Genomic DNA, 20,815 nt, shown 5'->3' on the forward strand with positions numbered 1-20,815 from the left:
GACGCAAACTCCTTCACCTGATAACGATTATAACGCCACCGGGTGCCGGGCGTCACATACTATCTTGCATGGCGTCTGCCACATGCTTATTCTATACCTGATGGAGCAAGTTGGGCTACTATGAAACGGCGCGAGTTCCTCAAGAAGACCAGTCAGGCGATGGCGCTGGCGGCAGTCACCGGCGCGACCGGGTTCCTTTTTCATAACCGGCAAACGGACCGGTATATTCCGTTAGCAAGTCGCAAAGCCGGGTTCGAGATACCCCCGGATATGAGTCTTCCAAAGGTCACTCTCGCTCGCCGCGAGGATCCCCGGCAGGCGCTGGGGGCATCGCTGGACGCTATTGGAGGAATCGGCCGGTTTGTAAAGTCGGGTGAACGGGTGACGATCAAACCGAATATCGGCTGGGACCGCACGCCCGAGCTTGCCGCCAACACCCACCCCGAGCTAGTAGCCGAGATGGTGCGGCTCTGCCTGGCGGCAGGTGCGATCGACGTGATTGTCACCGACATCACCTGTAACGATCCGAGACGCTGCTTCCTGAGATCCGGTATCCGCGAGGCCGCCGAAAAAGCCGGGGCGCGGGTAATCCTGCCGGAGGAAAGCGATCTCGTGGAAATCGACCTCGGCGGCGAACTGCTCACGCGCTGGCCGGTATCGAAGTACTTTGTCGATACCGATCGATTCATAAACATGCCGATTGTCAAACACCACTCGCTGTCGCGGTGCACGATCGGCATGAAGAACCTCTACGGCATTCTCGGCGGGCGACGCAATCAACTGCACCAGCAGATTGACCAGTCGATTGTCGATCTGGCCGCGTTCTGCAAGCCCACATTGACGGTTATCGATGCCACTCGCGTGCTTGTCCGCGGCGGTCCGACCGGTGGGTCGCTCGATGACGTGGCGATCGAAAACAGCGTCATCTGTGCGACCGACATTGTAGCCGCCGACTCCCGGGCCGCGGAGTTTCTCGGTATGCGGGGCGACCAGGTCGAGCATATCGCGCTGGCGGCCAGGGCCGGCCTCGGTATGCTCGATTATCGCGCGGCGGGCTATCTCGAGGTAGCTTGATGACTATCGGGGCCGTCAGAAATCTCCGACGTGTATCCCAAGTCGTATTCTTCCTGATCTTCTTCTGGCTTGTCCTGAAGACGACATTCGAGGTGACCTTCACACCGGGCGAGGCCGCAGAGATTCGTCTGCCCTATCCGGTCTCAATCGCACTTGAGTTCGACCCGCTTGCAGCGCTGATGACACTGCTCGCGAGTGGTACTATCTACAAGGGAATGCTCTGGGCGCTGGTGATTCTGATTCCGACTGTCTTCATGGGGCGCTTCTTCTGTGGCTGGGTCTGCCCGCTGGGGAGCCTCAGTCACTGGGTGTCCGAGATCAAATCGGAACGGCTCAGTTTTCGCGGCAAAGGGAGGATTGAATCTAATCGATACCGGCAATACCAGCGCCTCAAGTACTACGTCTTCTTCTTTTGCCTGGGCGCAGCGTTTCTTGGGTCGCTCCAGGCTGGTTTGCTGGACCCATTGCCACTCCTGGCGCGCTCGCTCGGCACGGCGGTGCTCCCGGCGTTTCATGCGGCGGCCGCCGGAGCGGTCGCCTGGGCCGGACAGACCGGAATCCCTCCCCTGTCCTGGCTGGCGAAGGCCATCTACGTTTTAATAGCGCCGCTGCTCCTTACTTACCGGCAGGCGTTCTTTCACGGACTTGTCTCGATCGGCCTGTTCTTCGTGCTGATCCTGCTGCTGAACCGATGGTTCACCCGCTTCTTCTGTCGCGCCATCTGCCCGCTGGGGGCGATGCTCGGCATCTTTTCCCGGTTCGCGATATTCGGTCTGAAAAAGAACGAGACAACTTGCGATCACTGCAATCTCTGTCTCGAATCTTGCCAAGGGGCGGACAACCCGGATATCGGCAGCCGCTGGCGGCAGGCCGAATGCCATCTCTGTCTCAACTGCCAGGCTGCCTGCCCGCAGGGTTCGCTCAGCTTTCAGTTCTTTCCAGACCAGGCAGACTCCAAAACGAATCCGTCCGGTACGGCGAAAGTCGACGCCTCGCGCCGCAAAGTTCTCGCCTCGGTGGCGGGTGGCTTGGCACTCGTCCCGACATTTCGCGCCGGCGACGCCTTCGAGGTTAACCGGTCTGAATTCCTGATCAGGCCGCCCGGATCACAGCCGGAGGAGGATTTTATTGGGAGGTGTATTCGCTGCGGCCAGTGCATGCGGGTCTGTCCGAATAACGCCCTGCATCCGGCTCTGCTGGAATCGGGCCTCGAGGGGATCTGGACCCCGTACCTGATCGCCCGAATCGGCTATTGCGAACCGAGCTGCACCCTCTGCGGCCAGGTTTGCCCCACCGGCGCCATTCGCGAGCTGACCCTTCAACAGAAGGTAGGCGACAGAGAAACGCCGCCGGACCGGATAGGCACCGCATTCGTGGATCGCGGCCGCTGCCTGCCGTGGGCCATGGCGACGCCCTGTATCGTGTGCGAGGAGTGGTGTCCGACCTCGCCAAAGGCGGTATACCTTCTTGAAGAGATCGCCATCGACAGCCGCGGCCAAGAGGTGAAAGTGAAGCGTCCATATGTCGACGCCGCCCTGTGCACCGGCTGCGGCGCGTGTGAGTTCGCCTGCCCGGTTCAGGACAGACGCGCGATCTATATTACATCGGTAGGGGAAACCCGCTCGGCCAAAAACCAAATCCTGCTCGAACGGAACCGCCGCAGACCGGTGGCCGTGTCCGCCGACCGCACCTGAGCGCCCGTTCATGAGGTCCCAATCTGGCGCCATAGCGCTCACTGAGGGTTTCAACACCTACTTTTGTTGACTTGGTCGTCTGACCGCCACTACCCTTGCTTTTTTGCCAAAGCCAATTAAATGAAGTCATTCGCCAAATACCACCTTCCGGCTGTCCTTTACGCCGCCGCGATCCTGATTATTCCGTCGCTGCCGGGGTTTCGTACTCCTGCGGTCAGATTTCTAGTGAGTGACAAGCTGGCACACTTCCTCGAATACGCGGTCTTCGCATTACTGGCCTATCGCTCGGTAAGTCACTGGAGCGAGCGACTCCAACCTCGCATGATGTTCCTGATCAGCTTCCTTGTCCTGGCGGTATTCGCCGTGGTAGACGAAGTCCTGCAACGGTTTATCCCGGGACGGCAGACGGACATCTGGGACTATGTTGCCGATCTTTGCGGCGGGGTGGCCGTTTATGGCCTGCTGGTATGGTGGAGGCGTCGGCGTAGCAGGACCCGCGGTTAAATTGTCCATTTTTCATACAGCATTTGTGGCCATAAACCCTTGACAACTGCGGGTTTTCTGATATATTCGGGCTGGTCGATGATGTTAGGGGTTACCCTGCGTTACTGCTGCAGTTACTCCTTTCGATTACTTCATTAGGTCTAACAGGACTGGGTTTAGATAAGCGACAGCTTTTCGACCTACGATGCATCGTAACTGGTGTTTCGAAGCACAGTTTGGCGGCGCCGTTTCTGTTGCCGAAAGCAACGGAACGCGGGCAGCTTCTTGTGCCGAGCCCGTGCGCCTGTACCCGGAGTTGTCATTTCAAAAGAGCTTTTCTGATAAAAACACTTGAGGAGGAATTGACACGATGAACCTCAGACTCTTCGCAGGCGCGCTGTTCCTGGCGAGCGTTTTTGCGGCCACCGCAGCTGCCCAGCAGGATCCGAAAGACGAGGGAGTTGCAGACTCCGCCTTTTTCGTAGTCCTGGAGCCGACAGTAGGCCTGGTGGACCAGGTCGTCACGGCTCAACTGTATTTCTTCAATACCCCGCAGAACCTGGCCAGCGTATCGGGCGGTTATCGTTGGGACAATCCGAAGCTGGTGATGGATTCTGTACGGTGGTCTCCGGAAGCGATGGCGGCGTTCAACCTGACACAATTGGCCTATTACCGCAATAACCGGGACTCGACTAACGCCAACCGGTACTTTCAGGCCACCGCACTACGCATTTTCGGTGACGGGCTGGTTGCCTCGGGAGCCCCAAAACTTATCGCCACGTATTATTTCCATGCCACTACCTGGACCAATTCAGACGCCTTCTGCATCGATACGGCGTCGTTTACTCCGCTCTTATTCGTGTCGACAGTCGGAAATGTGGAGTACAAACCGATTTTTCGCGGCCAAACGTGTGTCGGCCACGTGGTGACCGGGGTACTTCAGGCGAGTCCCACAACGCTCAACTTCACCGGTGTGGCCGGTGGTCCGGCTCCACCGTCGCAGACGTTCAACATCTCCGAACAAGGTGGTGCGAATATACCGTACGTAGCGTCGAGCCCCGCATCGTGGTTTGATCTGACCAACGCTTCAGGCACCACGCCGGCTGACGTAGGTGTCGCTATCGACATGACTGGTCTGGGCGCCGGCGATCACCAAAGCCTTATAACAGTCACGTCACCTGAGGCTACCAATCAGGTCACGGTGACAGTGAACCTGCACCTCGACCAGGCCAATCAGCCACCGGTACTGAATCCGATTGGTAACCGGGAAGTAGACGAGGCTCAACTCCTGCAGTTTGTAGTCAGCGCGACGGATCCGGACGCCCAGATTCCGGCGTTGACTACGTCGGCGCTGCCGAGCACCGCCAGTTTTATCGACAATGGCGACGGCACCGGGACGTTGTCCTGGACGCCGACATACGATGATCAGGGCGCGTACCCGGTAACTTTTACGGCATCGGACGGTGATCTGACCGACGAGGAGACAATCACGATCACGGTCAATAACGTCAACCGCGCCCCACTGTTGGCAACCATCGACCCGCAACAAGTCAACGAGGGCGTGAATCTCACTTTTGGTGCGTCGGCTACCGATCCGGATCTCGACCCGCTGACACTGAGTGCCGTGGGTGCTCCTGCGGCGGCCTCGTTTACCGACCACGGTGACGGCACCGCCACTTTTAGCTGGACGCCGTCGAACACAGACGCCGGTCTGTATGATTTCTACGTTATTGCGTCCGACGGTAACCTGGCGGACAGCCAGTTGGTCAGTGTTCAGGTTATTGATGCCGATGGGTTCGTGGTCAACCCGCCGATGCTCAACTTCGAGGCGCGATTTAACAGCTCGGACCCGGCGCCGCAGTACTTCAACGTCTCCATAGGCGACGGCAGCAACGTCCAATTCCTGGTAAGCACCGCCGCTACCTGGATAACGCTCGACCCGACCGGCGCTACCACTCCGTCCGATATCGAAGTTACCGCTCGCATCACGGGCCTGGCGGCAGGTGATTATCACGACTCCATCCAGGTTGTGGAACAGGTCGGCGAGGCCGGCTCACCGGCAGCTTACGACCCGGTCTGGGTGCACGTGTTCTTTACCGTGTACAACGAGCTTGCGGTCACAGCGACCAATCTGCAGCTGACGCAGTCGGAGGGTGCGCCGTCGCCTGCGAGTACGACTTTTACGGTCTACGAGCTCGGTGGCGACGCTATCGCCTTCACGGTTAGCTCGGAGGCCGATTGGTTCACCCTGAACCCGGCCGGCGGCACGACACCTCAGGAAGTGGTGGTCGCGGCAGCCTCCACCGATCTGGCGCCGGGCGACTACACCGATTCGATTGAGGTGGCATCAGCAGATGCGCCGAATTCGCCCTTGAAAGTTCATGTCAATCTGACCGTAACGCCGTGTCCCGGGTTCGCAGTTCCGGAAGTGGCATTCAGCCGCGAGGTATTCGTCGGGGAAACGGCTACTGTCGATGAAATGATCAATATCAACAGCTCGACAGAAGTAGAGATCCCCTGGTTTGCGATCCCGGCTACCTATTTCACCTTTGACCCCGAATTCGGCGACACCGAGTTTTCACCTCAAACACACATGACCTACTCACGCCAGTTCGACAGCGAGGGTTCACATTCCGATACCGCGCGCATCATTGCCGCCTGGGGATCCGAAGATCCGGACTGTCCGTCGGAAATATTGATTATCGTCAACGTTTCCGTTAATCGTGCTCCGAGCGCAGATACCGTCATAGTTATCAACACCCCGGCCGTTCCCGGACAGCGGGTGGGCGTGCCGGTGGTATTCAGCAACAGTTGCCGCCTGACCGGTCTGGGCCTGTCGCTCAACTGGACCGGCGGAATGGTTCTCGATTCGGTTTCTTTCGTTGGTTCGGTTATTGCCTATGTCACCGATAAGACCGTCGCGATAAACAACGACCTGAACGATGTGACAATCGTCGCGTCAGTTGGCGCGGAACCGCAGGTGCCGATCGGTTCGCAGCAGCTTATGGCCACTCTCTGGTTCGCGCTTCGCCCCGAAATAGAGGCCGGCACGTACAGCTTCGGCCTCGGGGCTTACCCGCCGCTGTTGCCGGGCGATGTCTATTTCTATCGTGACTGCGGTGAAGGTCAGGAGACCGAATTTCCGGAATACATCCCGGGCGCTATCATAGTCGGCACCACGTCCAACTACGTCTGCGGGTATGTGGTAGATCCGTTGGACAACGAAATCGAGGGCGCCACAGTTGAGCTCTGGGATGACTACCCGCTCACCGAGCCGCTGATGTCAACCATGTCTTCGAGTATTGGCGGGTTCGCTTTCGACGACATCATGATTATTCCGTTCGATCTGTATGCTTACAAAGACGGCTATTATCCCGGGTATGTGGAGGACATTAACTTTGGCGACAAGGGCATCAAGATCGTTCTGACCCCGCTGCCGGAAACCGTGACACCTACTAGTCAGTGGGTCGACTACTTCTGTCCCGAGAATCCGGAAGGCGCCACCCTTTTCCTCGGCGTACCGGTTCCGGTGGGCGCGATAGTCGAAGCCTACACTCAAAACAACCTGCTGGTTGGTCAAACGATCGTCAGTGAGCGCGGCAAGTACGGTTTCATGCCGGTCTATCGCGCGAGTGACGAGTTCAATGACAATGGCGCCCGCACAGGCGATCAGATTCATTTCACCATCAACGGTATGGATGCGGTTGCCACCGGCAACACGATTTATCCGGCGGACTACGCCCAGGTCGAGGTCTGCCTCGAAGTGCGCGGCACCACCGAAAAAGTGTGCGCGCTGGTCGAGGGCTGGAACCTGATCAGCTGGAACGTCAATACGACCAGCGATGACATTCTCGAAGTGCTTGCCCCGATTATGGATTATGTCGATGTCGTCCTCGGCTTCGAACAGGGCGGCCTGACTTTCGATCCGGACCTTCCGATGTTCTCCACCCTGTGGAATGTCGACCACCTGAGCGGCTACTGGGTGCGAATTGTCGGTATCGGCGAGATCGACCTCAACATCACCGGCTTGCCGGTACTGGAGACAACCCCGATTCCGCTCAGCCGCGGCTGGAACCTGGTCAGCTACCTCCGCGAGGAAAGCTGGGACGTGGAAACGGCGCTGATGAATGTGGATCACCTCACGCTGTTTGCCTACGGCTTCCCGAACGGTGAAATCCGGGTCTGGCAGCCGGGCGGACAGTTCAACCAGCTCGAGACCTTTGATCCGTGCAACGGCTACTGGATCAAGACCTCCAGCGCCGGTACACTGATTTACAGCGGCGCCGAGCTGGCGCCCGGCGAGGACCGGCCCATGATCGCCGAACAGGCGCTGTCCAGCGGCCCGGTGACCTCAACCAACTGGATCAACCTGTACTCGCGCGATTTGCGACTGGACGGTCAGCGGGTGACCGCCGGTACGACGGTTCGGGCGTTCAGTGTCGACGGCGACCATCTGGCGGGCAGCTTTACCCTAACCACTGATGGCCAGTTCGGCTTCATGCCCGTTTATGCCGATGCCGCCGGCGAGAACCAGGTCGGTTTGAAAGCCGGCGATGAGTACTACCTGACGGTCAACGACATTCGTACTGTCGAGACGCTGGTCTGGACCGGCAACGGCGACCGCATCGAAGTCACCGAACTTGCGGCGGCCAATTCGGGTGGCCAGGCTCTGCCGACCGGCTACTCGCTGGAGCAGAACTACCCGAACCCGTTTAACCCGAGCACGGTAATCGAATTCTCCGTGCCGGTTACCGGCTATGCCCGGCTCGAGATCTTCAACGTGCTGGGTGCGTCGGTAGCGGTGGTTTTCGACGGCCAGGCTCTGGCTGGTGAACACAAGATCGTGTGGGACGGCAAGGCCTCAGACGGCACGCCGACCGCGTCCGGTGTTTACTTCTATCGCCTGACTGCCGATAATTACACCGAAACCCGGAAGATGATGCTCCTCAAATAGAAGCGTCGCTTCGGGAACACAAGTCTAATGACCCGGCCGAGGCCCTGCAGGCGGCCGGGTCACAGCAGAATGGTGAAATTGTGAAACGGTATTTCCTGAAACTGGCAGTCGCGGCAATGTTCTCAGTCGGGCTCGGAATTGCAGCCGAGGCGCAGACAATCTATCCGACCCCGTTTTTTACGTCGTTCGCGGACACCATGATTGCGTCGACTTACAATGGTCAGCCGCTCGTGGTAGGCTCGATCATCCAGGCCTATGACCAGGCGGGCACTTACTGCGGAGTGGACACGGTCCGCTGGAACGTGGACAGCACCCAGGCCATTTTCGGGTACTTTTCAGTGTACGGCGATGATCCCAACACGCCCGTACTCGATGAAGGGGCGACCTCGGGTGAGACGATTTCGTTCCGGATCAACGGGCGCGCGGCCACGGTTACTGCCGGGGATCCCACCTGGAGCGACCAAACGCTCAAGTCGGTGACGCTCTCGGCGTCCGCCACAATCGCCATGACCGGTCTTACGCTACCGGGCGATACGCTGGTTGTGCCGGGCGACACCGCCGTATTTCGCGTGCAGGTGCGCAACGACGGTGACGGGACAGACTTTTACGGTGTGAGGATGTCTATGTCGATGCCGGGCGGGCCAGGGCCATTCGACTGGGAGGCGTTTCCGCCGGACACCGTCGTTTATGCCGATGCCGGCCAGACGGTGTGGGTGTATTTCTCGGCGCGGGCGCCGGTTTTCAGCGCCGACACGACCAATACCATAACCTACAAGGTCTTCTCGCACCTGGACACGACCGTTAACGTCACCGGCAGCTTTAACCTGATAATGACGCTCACCGATGTTGACGAATACGATCCGAATTTGCCGGGTTCGTTCGCTCTCTTCCAGAACTACCCGAACCCGTTTAACCCGACTACGACAATTGCCTACCGACTTAACTCCGCAACCTACGTTCGGCTGGACGTATACGATGTGCTCGGTCGGGTGGTGGAGAGAGTAGACCTGGGCTGGTTGTCGCCGGGCGACGGCGAAATCGTCTATGACGGCTCGGAACTGGCCAGCGGAGTCTACTTCTACCGCCTTACCACCGAGGCCTCGAGTCGAACCAGAAAAATGATACTCCTCAAGTAGTATCAACCCGCATCATCGACCGGGTGAAGGCCCCTCGATCCGTTCGAGGGGTCTTTTTTTTGTTTCTCAGCGCAACGAACCGGGTATATTGCCTCGGATTTGGATTTGCAGCTCACGAATGGACAGGACTTCGTCGCACCGCATTTGACCTGCAGGGTACACCGGTGTCTCTTCAAATAAAAGTAGTCGGCCGGACTGATATCGGGCTGGTGCGCCCGGGCAATGAGGACTGCCTGCATCTTGATGAAAGGAACCACGTATACGCGGTTTGCGACGGCATGGGCGGCCACCAGGCCGGTGAGGTGGCCTCGATGATGGCCTCCGACATCATCCACCAGGCGTTTACACAGTTCAGCAGCGAATTGCTCGACTATCCTCTTCTCAGCGTCGGTCGCACTCTGCCACCGAGCGGCGATCTTTTACTGAAGTCCATTCGCCTGGCCAACCGCGCAGTTTACAACAAGGCGATGAGCAGCCCGACGCTCACCGGCATGGGCACGACCATCGTGGCGGCGGCGTTCGAGGCGGATGTCATGTCGGTTGCCCATGTAGGCGACAGCCGGGCCTACCGCCTCGGCGAGCGCGCTCTTGAACCGCTGACACGGGATCACTCCTGGGTCGCTGAGATACAAGCCAGCCACAACATGTCGGAAGAGGAAGCGACGTCGTTTGTAGGCAAGAACGTAATTACTCGCGCTCTCGGAGTGCGGGCGACTGTCGAGGCGGACTTTCGAATTATCAAAGTAAAACCGGGCGACCAGTTCCTTCTCTGCTCAGACGGACTCTGCGGATATGCCGATGATGATGAGATATTCGACGTTGCGTCGAGATTCAGAGCCAATCTGGCCGAGATGATCGATGCCCTGATACAGATGGCCAACGATCGTGGCGGATCGGACAACGTAACCGTGATAGCGTTGCAGGTGCTGGGGATAAGGGAGTCGCCCCTGCCTGAGGTGTCGGTATTTACTCTCAAAGAAGAGACCCCGGAGACTGTTGCCGCGGAAGATCGCTGGCTGGCAAGATTGGCCGAGGCCGCGCCGGAGAGACGACCGCCCCAGGGCGGGAAGTTGTCCAAGGCGGGCGGGAGTAAAATCGTCCTGCTGCTGATCTTTCTCGTTTTCGCGGTTGCCGCCGTGCTGATTATCTGGTTCCTGCCTCAGAAATGAGTCGCACTCCAGGTTTTCGGCTGGTCTTGCGCCAGGAACGGCACGCGGATCAAAACAGTTGACAAGGGAGGCCGCGATGGCGAGATTCCGCCTGCACAAGTCAGTAGAAATGCGCCCATAGCTCAATTGGATAGAGCGTCTGACTACGGATCAGAAGGTTGGGGGTTCGATTCCTCCTGGGCGTATTTTATCGTCCCGTCCTTCTTCCCCTGACTTACAGACAAGAACTCAACGCGGCCCCTGATATGAATAGATGGTCGATCAGCGTGGTGATATCGCCGATCGACAGGTCCTCGAAAACGGGGTACCGTCCACCCGACTGGTTGATATCCCCTTCCTGCAAACAGGCCAGCGGCGCCCCGCCGAGAAACAAGTAATCTATCATTGCGGTGACATCGCCGATCGTCGGGGCATCTCCTCCCGAGTTGTTGGCATCGCCGACCATACCGACACAGCACGAGGCATCGACTCCATCGCAGTCCTGGTCGATGCCGTCGTCGGGCAAGTCTTGAGCATCCGGATTGCGAGAAGGATCGGCATCGTCGCAGTCCTGGGCATTATCGGAGGTACCTTCGGCACAGGCCGCACCAAACTGCATGTACCCCGGATCACCCATCATACCAAAGTCATCCAGGTCGGCATCCGGATAGCATACAACCACCTGGCAGGCCGGGTACTGGCTCAGATCGGATGGCGTGAACTCCAGCGATATCCCGCCGCCGGCGGACAGCCCGACGATGCCGTCGAGCGGCTCGACTTTCTTGTATGTCATCGTGATCACACCGCCGAAGTACATCTGCAGCTGCATGGAAACAACATTGGTGCCGGAGTGTTCCGGGACATCTTCCCAGGTCACGACCAGGCGATTGCTGTACTTCGCGTATGTCACCTGGCCACCCTCGGCGGGATCGAGGTCATCCCAAAAAACAGAGACACGCGCGGGCGACGCAAAATGCTCGTCGAGCGATTCGCTCCAGTCGCTATTCCCTGTCGCAAAAGTGACGAATCCGTTGCTGCCGACATAGACCGTGCTGTATGCGGTGCCGTACAGCAGTACCTGATCCCCGCCCAGAGAGACCGGCGCGAAGCTGTCGTCGGTCAACCCGAGTGCTATATGCCCCTCTGGTGTAGTGAGGAAGTCGGGCGAATCGATTAGGCACGCATGGTAGAGACTGGCCGATTCATCCGGAATCAGCGCCAGCGTTTTTCCTTCCAGCGGAAATCCCGAAGTGAACTGCTGAGTGAAGAAATCGGGCGTGCCGGTTGTTGTGAATTCGAAGCAATTGCCGCCGTTGTCGTCCTCGCTCATATTTCCGGCCTCATCGGTCGCCTGCACGATGAAGCGATAGCTGGTGGCGGGAGTTAGCGAAACCAGCGATATCTGGTGGCTGGTAGCAATCGTGCCCGCGACCGAGTTGGTGTAGCTGCCGCAGGCAGTTCCAAGCATGACCCGTCCCGCCGCCGACTCGTCGGTGACAAACTCGACCGTGACCCACGTTCCGCCCACCGCCGCCACCGTGACAGCAGAAATCATGGGTGGCAAACAATCCGCAGTTACCGATGCCTCCACCGTAGCAGGAGTACCGCCCCCATGGTCGGCATCAAAATAAACTGCCGTGACCGCAGTACCGTGTGAAACTTGGATGACTCCGTCATGCGGTACGACAGTTCCGCTCCCCGCAACTATTGAATCCACGAATACGGCTGACAACGGCGCGGTTTCATCGAGAACGACCTGTTCCGAGTCCGCAGCCGACGTAACGACCAGCATGCTGTAGCTGCCTTGCCCGGCCAGATCAAGATCGCGCAACTCGATTGCCAGGCGATCATTGCAGGACAACACCGCAGAGCCGAGAGAAACCTCACCTGCTGAGGTAATCAGGAGTGGTATGAACCCGGCGACTGATTCGATCTTGCTGATTTCTTCGAAACGAAGTCCCGAACCCGTATTCCCCGTATTGGGCACGACATTCGACCGGGCGCAGCCGCCGGTATATACGAAATCGGGCGCGCCCCGGACTAATATACCTTCGATCTGCCAGGTGTTCGTGTTGACCACCATCGAACCGGAATTGCCACCGTAGGTATCCGTGTTGGCCTGGAACCAGGGCGTGGTCCCGCGATTGTCTTTTACCTCGGCGCCGGCGGCGGCTTTCATGGGAAGCACGGTCGGGTGGCCGAGCACCACCAGCGGTTCGCCGTTGTCCACCAACCCGCTCCGCCGGATCGGTATCGGTGTGCGCCCGACCACTGGACGGTCAAGCCGGACCACGCAGTGATCGAGATCCCCGGAATACCGGCGATCGATCACCTCGGAGCAGAAGTATATGTTGTCCTCCGACACGATTGGCACCGGCGGTGTCAAAGAATCAACCTGCTCGAAGCCAAACAGGAAAGCTATCCCCCCACATGCGCTGAGGCAGTGGCCAGCGGTAACGACAATATCTGGCGCCACCAGAAACCCCGAACAAAAGCCGATTCTGCGCTGCCCGGCAAAGCGCTCTCCGGCGCAGAGCGGAAGACCGCCCTGGATTGTCCAGGGACTCGTACTCAGGGTGTAGGTACCATTGCCATTATAGCTGACTTCGTATGACTGGATAACCACGCAGGTAGCCTGGGCAAGTTTCAATTGATTGGGATCGGTGAGAGTGTAGATATCGCGGCGGTCGTCATCGCCGTATATGACACCGGGGCTCTCGCCAACAGTCGGCGTTACGCCGGCGGCCGCGGCTTTAAGGTAGAACAGTGAGTCAATGTAACCGCGCACGGAATCGATCCCCGAAAGCCCTGAAGTGCCCCCGTAATACCAACTGCCGGGGGTCTTACCGAAGGGTACAGCGGGAGAGGATGGATCTTCGGCCCTCACCGCCAGTGCCATGAGCAGGATGATAGCGAGGACGGTGACAATGAAGTTGCTGATGCGGTTTGTCGTCACAGTTATCTCATACAACGCAGGGGTCTTAGGCTAACTGAGTCGTCAGTATAGCGGGACCTGACCGGAATATCTGTCAGGTAATATAATCGAGAATCGGAGATTCGCAACAACTGCTGGGGACCCGCGAGACCTGGGCGATCTACTGCAGCGAGACCGCCTCGATCAAATTCAGGCCTGAGGCAGAGACGTCGTATCCGGGGTAGCTCTGCCCTCCGATACGCGCTCCGTCGGCATCGTAGAACTCGACCGCAACATCATGGCGTCCGGGAGGCAGAATAAAGTCACCGACATAGACTCGCCCCGGCAGGAGGCGGGCGCAGCGAAGATCGGCGTTTTCGGTGATATCGGTCACGACATCGATCGCGGCCTTCTTGAGCCAGCCGCCCAGGCCGCCAGTATCGGCCTTCTCCTTCTGCTTGTGCGCGATCAGCCCTTTCGCGATAGTACGGGCGAGCGAGCGAAGATAGATAAGCGTTTTCTTCGCCTCAAACGTCTCCCGCGCCACCGGGCCGACATCCTCGAGCAGTGACAGCTCGCCTACACGTGCGCCGTCAGCATAAACCTCTATGCGGGCAATCTGCGATGGCCGGTCGACCAGGTGCGGGATGGCGAAATCAAAATAGTAATCCTCAGATATGGGAAGCGGTAGATGGCCGTACTCAGTTTCGCCGCGCTCCGGATCAGTGTAGAAGACCTGCACCAGATCGAGGTCCTTATCGGTGCGCAGACGAAGCTCCATCGCCTGCTTCACTGGCGACATGCCGGCAAGCGCCACCACCGAGAGCACCGCGCCGGAATCCCGCGCGTAAGTCACCGGGGGTGGAGCGAAGCCGTAGATGAACGGCTGAGTCTCGAACGCATGGTGCAACAGTTGTCGGTCGAGATCGGCATCGGAGTGTTTGCCGGCGGCGGCATAGGCGTGCATAGACAGATACCGAGCGAATGCCGAATTGTGAAAGCGAACCGGCTTGGCCTCATAGTTGATCTTGACTGCATTCGTGTCTTTCTGGGAGCCGCGCTGAAACTGCTGGGCGGCATCGGCATACTTCTGGTCAAGCAGTTCCAGCTTGAGATTGGCGCGGCGAATCTCGACAAACGCGCCCTCGAAATCGTCTTTCGCCAGATAGTTCAACGCCTTGATGAGATTGGTGTACAGAATCTCATAGTCCTCGCCGGCATAATCGAGCGCGTTGTCGTTCAGCAGGAGAGACAACGCGGCCTTTGAGATGCTCTTTGTAAACAATTCTTCGGCGGCATTCTCGGCCTCATGCAAGCGAGCGTTGCTGGAATCATACAGCCCGGCGTAGTGGTACGCCAGACCGGCATCGACATAGTAAACGACCCGGTCCTTTTCGCCGTACTTGCCGTCCTTGCGAGCTCTTTCGAGATAGACCGCCGCCGAATCATACTGGCCCTCTCGCGCCGAGAGGGTGACCGGCTCGTAAAAGTCGATCCGGGTGGCCATCGAGCCGCAGCCGACCAGCGACCCCAGGCCAAGGCACACCAGACCGAGGGGAGCAATGAAGCGGAGCTTGTCAGACATCGCTTACCACTTCGTGCTGCCCTGCGAAATACACGTGCCCGACAGATGCCCACATCTGCCCGCGGACAAAACAATCCTCGACTTGCCTACCACTTGGTGCTGCCCTGCGAAATCCCCTTCTTGATCTTCTTCTGGCCGATCCAGACCTTTTCCATCGTCTCGATATTGACCAGGGTCAGATCGGTCTGATAGAACACGACCTGCTTGCCTTCCTCCTGATCGACAATCGACTTGATTGCGCCCTGCAGCATGAAATCAGCGCCGAGTTCGTTGCGCATCCGTTTCATGGTCTCCGGCGATGCGAACTCCTGCTGTTCGGAGCGCTCGCGGCGGATTTCGGCGCGCCAGTCGGCGGCGGCCACAAAGCGGACCTGGGCGGAGTTGATCAATTCGCGCTCAAAGTCCGCTATAAACGTTTCGATCGCGATGTGCTCATGACTGAGATTGTCAATCGTGCCGACAGTCACGACCGGCTTCTCTCCGGCTGTCCGATTAAATTCAGTTAGCCAGGGCCGGGAGAGACAATCGGCGATCATTTCCTCGGCGACCAGACGCGAGTCGGTGTCGTTCCACTTGCCGCTCAGATCGGTCTGCGTGTTCGGATCGAACCGGGTGACCTGTCTACCGCCGCCGCATCCGAGCAGCAGGGCGGTGATTGCGATTACGGTCAGAATTCCTTTCATGGGGGTCTCCTTTATGAGAGTAGCTTTCTTGTTTCGTCTACGTCATGAATCAGGATCAGTTCCCTTGTCCATGTTGTGTACTGCGACTTTTCGCGGCGTATTGTGTGTTTTCGGCGGGCGGGGGTCAAGGATTGAGGGGGGGGGCAAGACCAGCTGGCATCGAAACCCAGCCTGGGGCCGGGTCATTACGTGCTTTTAGGGTTGACAAACATGCCGATCTTCGTATATTGACAGCACGACCTACATCTTGGGCAGTCACTACCAATTGTCTCTCTGAGGGGTGTTGCGTTTATGGGCTTGCCTGACGATTCCGAAGTCACTCGCACTGAAAGTCGCACCTGCATTGTGAGATATAGCCCGTCGTCTGCTGTGACACGGGCTTTTTTGATGTCACTGAGAAATCAATCGAGTCCTTAAATCCACAGGAGGAGGCTATGAAAAGGTCTTTTCTAATTATTGTCATTGGGCTGATGGTTATGTCAGCCAATCTGTTCGGGCAGACTTGGGAACCGACCAATGGTCCGGTAGGTGGAACAGTCATGCGGCTTGCCAGCAATAGTGAGGGGGCTCTATTCTCCGGTACGTGGTTGGGGGGTATGTTCCGATCAACAGACAATGGTGACAGTTGGGCAGCCATAAACAACGGTTTTGCGGGACTAGAGATTTGGGGAATCGACGTCGACAGTCACGGCCACATTTTCGTTGTCACGAACGACAACGGAGTATTCCGCTCCGTGGACAGTGGTGAGAACTGGGCGCAGATAGGTAACGGAATAATACATGGTGGAACGTCCATAACGATCAATCAAGCGGACCACATCTTCGCTGCTGGCTATGGTTTCCCCTATGAATGTGTGTATCGATCCTTCGACAATGGTGCCACATGGGAAGCCGTAGGCCGTGGTATTGAGCCTCCCTCTATACAGGTCATAGAATCTAACGGAGAAACCTTATACGCTGGGGATGATAGGGGCAACTTATATCGCTCCTTTGATGAAGGAGATAGTTGGGCGAGAATTGGTTCCTATGGGATAGACGACCCGATATGCGGTATCACTCACGGTATAGGCTATGTATTCGTTTCTCGCGGTACCGGTTTGTATATTGGTACCGATTCTGGCACTAACTGGATTCGGATATCGGATGAGCCGGCATGTGTTCTCACGTTCATTGGCAGCGATTTACTCATTGTTGGTGCCGACGGGGATATTTATCGCTCCGGAAATTTTGGGCATGATTGGACAGGAATCAATGTCACTGCTCAGCATTGCCTTGGCGGAATCAAGGATCTTCTGGTCAATAGCGACGGTCATCTATTTGTGGCTATGAACGATATAGGAGTTTATCGCTCATTTGACAATGGTCTGAATTGGAGCGCAGTCGATGAGGGGCTTGCCGCCTCGCTAGTAACTTCTCTTGTCACGACTGAGAACGGGGAGATATTTGCCGGCACCAGGGGCCAGGGTATACACTCTTCTATCGATGACGGGAATTCGTGGCAGCATGCTGACGGCGCATCATGTAGCATTTGGGCATTGGCGGTCAACGGCGGAGACGACATTTTCGCTTGTTCCGGCAACAACGTATTCAGTCGTAGAATCAGCGGCAGCAATACCTGGGAAAAGCTACTGCCTTTTCCACCGAGTATTGCAATAATGAGTCTAGCAATAAACAATAGTAATAGCATATTCGCTGGAGCTGCGAGCGGACAAATCTATCGATCTGACAATAGTGGTGATACTTGGACAGCGACAGGATTTGACTCCGATAATTCCGGTGTCTACGCTCTTGCCGTCAATGACGACGGCGCCATTTTCGCCGGCACCCAAACGGGGGGAGTGTTCAGGTCAGTTGACGGCGGTTCAAACTGGTTGCCTGCGAATATTGGATTCCCGAATACGTTAGTCTCGAGTATCGCAGTTGGCGGCGACGGCGCTGTATTTGCTGCGGTGTATTCTGGAGGCTTGTACCGTTCCCCCGACAATGGTGACACCTGGTCACTAGTGGATACGAACATAACGGGCAGCATTGTATTTGATGCGGACCACAGCACCATATACGGGCGGGGTGATGATGGCGTGTATCATTCTACGGATAGCGGCAGATCGTGGACGCTTATCGGCGACGAGCTGATAAACAAGGACGTCCAGGCGATATCTGTCGACGGTAATGGAGATGTCTTCGCGGGAACCAGAGGACACGGTGTTTTTCGTCTGGATCGATCGGCATTATTTGATTCCCTCGTTGTGATTCCTCTTTCGCCGGATCCCAATCCAGAAATCTCCACCGTAATGCAGGGCGGAACGCTTTATAGATACTATCAGGTAGTGGATGGCAGAGGCAATCCCCGTGCAAATCAGAATGTGCGCATTCAATCTGGTGATCTGGAGAAGTCATTTCAAAGCGGTAACTCCGGAATGTTGACTATTGCGCTCTCTTCTGACTCACTGGATATGAGTATTGGTGATACTAGGGCTTTTGCAGTAGTCTCAGTTAATGACTATTTCTTACTTCCGGGCCAACAAGTGGAATTCGATGTTACGTTGGAAAATCGTAGGTACGAAAAATCATGGGACATTCTTGCTAAGATGACGGCGGAGGGCGGTCTCGGCGCGGGTGCTGCAATTGGTCCGTTAGGCATCAAGGGAGCACAAGCCTCAATCACCGGAGAGGGTGGAGTAGGAATTAAGTTAAAGCTCCTAAAAGGAGAAGCATCAGAAGATATTCTAGTATTTGGTAGGAGATTCGAGGCTGGTGTTGGATTGGCATTCGAGGTTGGTAAGATCGAAATGCTTGGTAACTATAGGATCGGAGCGGGAGTAGCAGTAAAACCCGTTCTCTTTGGTGAGCAGGAGTTTACATTTGACGAACCTAACAGCACGGAGCAACAGAAGGTTCAAGCAGGCGTATTATTAGAAACGTTAAATACGGCCAGTGCACCTTTGTCACCTGTAACGTCAATTATACAAAGGGCTATACTGGAGCTTATTCTCCAAAGTTCGGGAACTCAGCAGCTTGTTGTAGATGCTAGTGACATGATTGCAGGCGGTCTGGGAATCGAAGGCGAGGTTAGTATCGGATTTGAGACACAACTAGTTCAGAGTAGTCTTAGTCGGTATTTTAACTTCAATCTGCCAAATGCTGCAGTGAATGCCTCCGTCTTAGGCGGTGCCAGAGCATTTAATCATTCAATCTATTATGACCAGCACCCAAATGCAAATGCGGAAGTATTTATTACTGCAGCACAATCTTTTGATGTTAGTCTTTATGAGGCCCAAATTGCTCCCCATTTGCTTGGCTTGGACATTGGTGAACTACTTCCCAATATGGGTTATCACGTAGGAGGTTCACAGACTCAACGAGTTCTATTCAATGAGTCCAATAATATAGTGGGTGGAAGCATTTGCTTATCAGCGGACGATAAAGAATTTCAAAGCATAGGCGAAAAGCATACCTTTGAAAATGTCACTTACTATTACACACCAGAAGTAATGCAGCATATATGGGATACAGAGATAAACCTTGTAAGTATGGCCGTTCAACCAACACAACCACTTTTTGTTGATCCAATTAGCATGAATAGTGATTTCACGAAGGCAGTTACTTCTTACTTAAGCTACGTTTATGAAGTGCAAAACTCCTCACTTGATGTCAAGAAGGAGATAGAGGATGTGGCAATCTATGATATTTCAGTATCTGTTCCATTTGAGGCTGGGATTGGCGTAGTCACGAAATTGGAAATTGGTGCAGGGATTACCGCTACCGATACGCGGAAATACCTAACAGCGGTGACTAAAGTATGTAATGTTGGAAAAGGTATTTTCCCAACAGAAAGTTATTATGATGATCCATACATTCAATCAGATAATAGGGATCTGGAAGAGGTGGTAGTAAATATTCTATCGGGTGTGATTCCTCTGATCCAAGATGCAATCGATGGGATACTAGTGGCTTATAATGAGTTTATTACCGATTTACGAGGGGCGGTTATCCAAACTGGTCAAGATATTATTGATGGTGGATCACAATTAGTTGTAGGTGCCGGAGATTTTATTGATGGCTCGATTGGACAGATTATTCCGCTTGATATCGATTGGCCGTTGAAAGTGGCAGGTCAAATAGTGAATGTTCCCTATAAATGTCAGAAGGCAGTCGCTTTATCCTCGTACAAAGCCGCCCGAGTTGATACGACGGTTGTTATGGTTACGGCTGTAGGTAGGGCCTATCAAGTTGACGTATTTAACCCGGATTCGACACCAGTATATGATTTCCCGTCACCTTTAGATTTCAAAATCCTGGTTACTGATAATGATTTGGCGGAAACCGGATATGCCTCTAGCTTTCGGAGTAACCTGAAGATACATCGGTGGGATTCTACATTAGCGCGGGTAGTCGAGCTAACATCAAGCCTATCAGGTGATACAGTTATGGCTCAGATTGTTATGGGCGGGCAGTATTTTGCAGGTGTTGATACAATTCCGCCTGATACTATTGCTCCTTCCTATAATTACTTATATCCGGAAAATAACGGATCAATTGCTCCCACGGATTCATTTGAAATTGTGTTCGAGGATACGGGTGATTACTCGAGTGGGCTTAACCCGTGGTCACTGTTGATTGAAATCGACGAAGATACTGTCTCGCCGGATATGGTTATTTTTGATCCATATCATATTAGAATTTCTTGGTTGCCACAGCATGATTCAGTATGGTCGGAAGGAACTCATAACGTTCGACTAGAAATCGCCGATAACGCTGGAAACGCATTCGTGTTGGAAAACTCATTCAGTGTGGCTGCAACTGATGTTCAGGATGACGACGATCACATCAATCTGCCAACCGAATATTCATTGTCACAAAATTACCCCAATCCATTCAATCCCATTACCGAAATTGATTTTGCCTTGCCTAGGGCTTCTAATGTAAAGCTGGAAATCTTCAACATCATGGGCCAGAGAGTTGCATCCTTGATAGACAAACATCTTGAGGCTGGAACTCACACTGTAATCTGGGACGGTAGCCATGTGGCCAGCGGAGTATATTTCTATCGAATAGAAGCCAGCGATTTTGTGGAGACTAAGAAGATGCTCCTGCTAAAGTAAGAAGCCAAACAGCAGAGAGGCGCCAATTGTCAGGGCCGTATG

At 55.6% G+C, this 20,815-nt stretch carries 10 protein-coding genes and 1 tRNA gene; 8 read left to right on the forward strand and 3 right to left on the reverse strand.

The features are described from left to right. The first annotated feature begins 120 nt into the window (after positions 1 to 120). From AB1772_02265 to AB1772_02295, 7 genes are all read left to right on the forward strand, one after another. Positions 121 to 1,074, forward strand: coding sequence for a DUF362 domain-containing protein (locus AB1772_02265; GenBank protein MEW5795163.1), 954 nt, complete (start codon positions 121 to 123; stop codon positions 1,072 to 1,074). Next, positions 1,074 to 2,768 carry a 4Fe-4S binding protein gene (locus AB1772_02270; GenBank protein MEW5795164.1) on the forward strand — a complete coding sequence of 565 codons (1,695 nt, stop codon included), beginning with the start codon at positions 1,074 to 1,076 and terminating at the stop codon, positions 2,766 to 2,768. Before AB1772_02265 ends, AB1772_02270 begins: the two co-directional genes overlap by 1 nt. Before the next feature lie 120 nt (positions 2,769 to 2,888). Beyond that, a complete protein-coding gene (locus AB1772_02275; protein ID MEW5795165.1) occupies positions 2,889 to 3,272 on the forward strand; it encodes a VanZ family protein in 384 nt (127 codons plus the stop codon). Between the two features lie 349 nt (positions 3,273 to 3,621). Then, on the forward strand, positions 3,622 to 8,205 hold the full coding sequence (locus tag AB1772_02280) for an Ig-like domain-containing protein (GenBank protein ID MEW5795166.1): 4,584 nt from the start codon (positions 3,622 to 3,624) through the stop codon (positions 8,203 to 8,205). A gap of 80 nt (positions 8,206 to 8,285) precedes the next feature. Continuing rightward, entirely contained in the window at positions 8,286 to 9,341 is a 1,056-nt protein-coding gene (locus tag AB1772_02285) for a T9SS type A sorting domain-containing protein (protein MEW5795167.1), read from the forward strand. Between the two features lie 164 nt (positions 9,342 to 9,505). After that, positions 9,506 to 10,510 (forward strand): Stp1/IreP family PP2C-type Ser/Thr phosphatase, encoded by a 1,005-nt coding sequence (locus tag AB1772_02290; GenBank protein ID MEW5795168.1) that lies wholly within the window; start codon positions 9,506 to 9,508, stop codon positions 10,508 to 10,510. A 111-nt stretch (positions 10,511 to 10,621) separates the two neighbouring features. Continuing rightward, positions 10,622 to 10,695: transfer RNA gene (locus tag AB1772_02295), tRNA-Arg, on the forward strand. Positions 10,696 to 10,724: 29 nt separating this feature from the next. On the opposite strand, the gene AB1772_02300 is transcribed toward AB1772_02295, so the two are convergent. From AB1772_02300 to AB1772_02310, 3 genes are all read right to left on the reverse strand, one after another. Beyond that, positions 10,725 to 13,445 carry a trypsin-like peptidase domain-containing protein gene (locus AB1772_02300; GenBank protein ID MEW5795169.1) on the reverse strand — a complete coding sequence of 907 codons (2,721 nt, stop codon included), beginning with the start codon at positions 13,443 to 13,445 and terminating at the stop codon, positions 10,725 to 10,727. A gap of 139 nt (positions 13,446 to 13,584) precedes the next feature. After that, positions 13,585 to 14,988, reverse strand: coding sequence for a hypothetical protein (locus AB1772_02305; GenBank protein ID MEW5795170.1), 1,404 nt, complete (start codon positions 14,986 to 14,988; stop codon positions 13,585 to 13,587). Positions 14,989 to 15,074: 86 nt separating this feature from the next. Beyond that, complete coding sequence (locus AB1772_02310) at positions 15,075 to 15,671, reverse strand: penicillin-binding protein activator LpoB (protein ID MEW5795171.1); 597 nt, start codon at positions 15,669 to 15,671, stop codon at positions 15,075 to 15,077. 434 nt (positions 15,672 to 16,105) lie between these two features. Here AB1772_02310 and AB1772_02315 point away from each other — a divergent pair, with 434 nt between their 5' ends. Next, positions 16,106 to 20,773 (forward strand): T9SS type A sorting domain-containing protein, encoded by a 4,668-nt coding sequence (locus tag AB1772_02315; protein ID MEW5795172.1) that lies wholly within the window; start codon positions 16,106 to 16,108, stop codon positions 20,771 to 20,773. Positions 20,774 to 20,815: the final 42 nt, after the last annotated feature.

Source organism: Candidatus Zixiibacteriota bacterium (genome assembly GCA_040752815.1).
GTDB lineage: Bacteria > Zixibacteria > MSB-5A5 > GN15 > FEB-12 > JAGGTI01.

Coding starts and splice junctions, on each gene's coding strand:
- AB1772_02265 (MEW5795163.1), top strand. CDS start 121: ATGAAACGGCGCGAGTTCCTCAAGAAGACCAGTCAGGCGATGGCGCTG.
- AB1772_02270 (MEW5795164.1), top strand. CDS start 1,074: ATGACTATCGGGGCCGTCAGAAATCTCCGACGTGTATCCCAAGTCGTA.
- AB1772_02275 (MEW5795165.1), top strand. CDS start 2,889: ATGAAGTCATTCGCCAAATACCACCTTCCGGCTGTCCTTTACGCCGCC.
- AB1772_02280 (MEW5795166.1), top strand. CDS start 3,622: ATGAACCTCAGACTCTTCGCAGGCGCGCTGTTCCTGGCGAGCGTTTTT.
- AB1772_02305 (MEW5795170.1), bottom strand. CDS start 14,988: ATGTCTGACAAGCTCCGCTTCATTGCTCCCCTCGGTCTGGTGTGCCTT.
- AB1772_02310 (MEW5795171.1), bottom strand. CDS start 15,671: ATGAAAGGAATTCTGACCGTAATCGCAATCACCGCCCTGCTGCTCGGA.
- AB1772_02315 (MEW5795172.1), top strand. CDS start 16,106: ATGAAAAGGTCTTTTCTAATTATTGTCATTGGGCTGATGGTTATGTCA.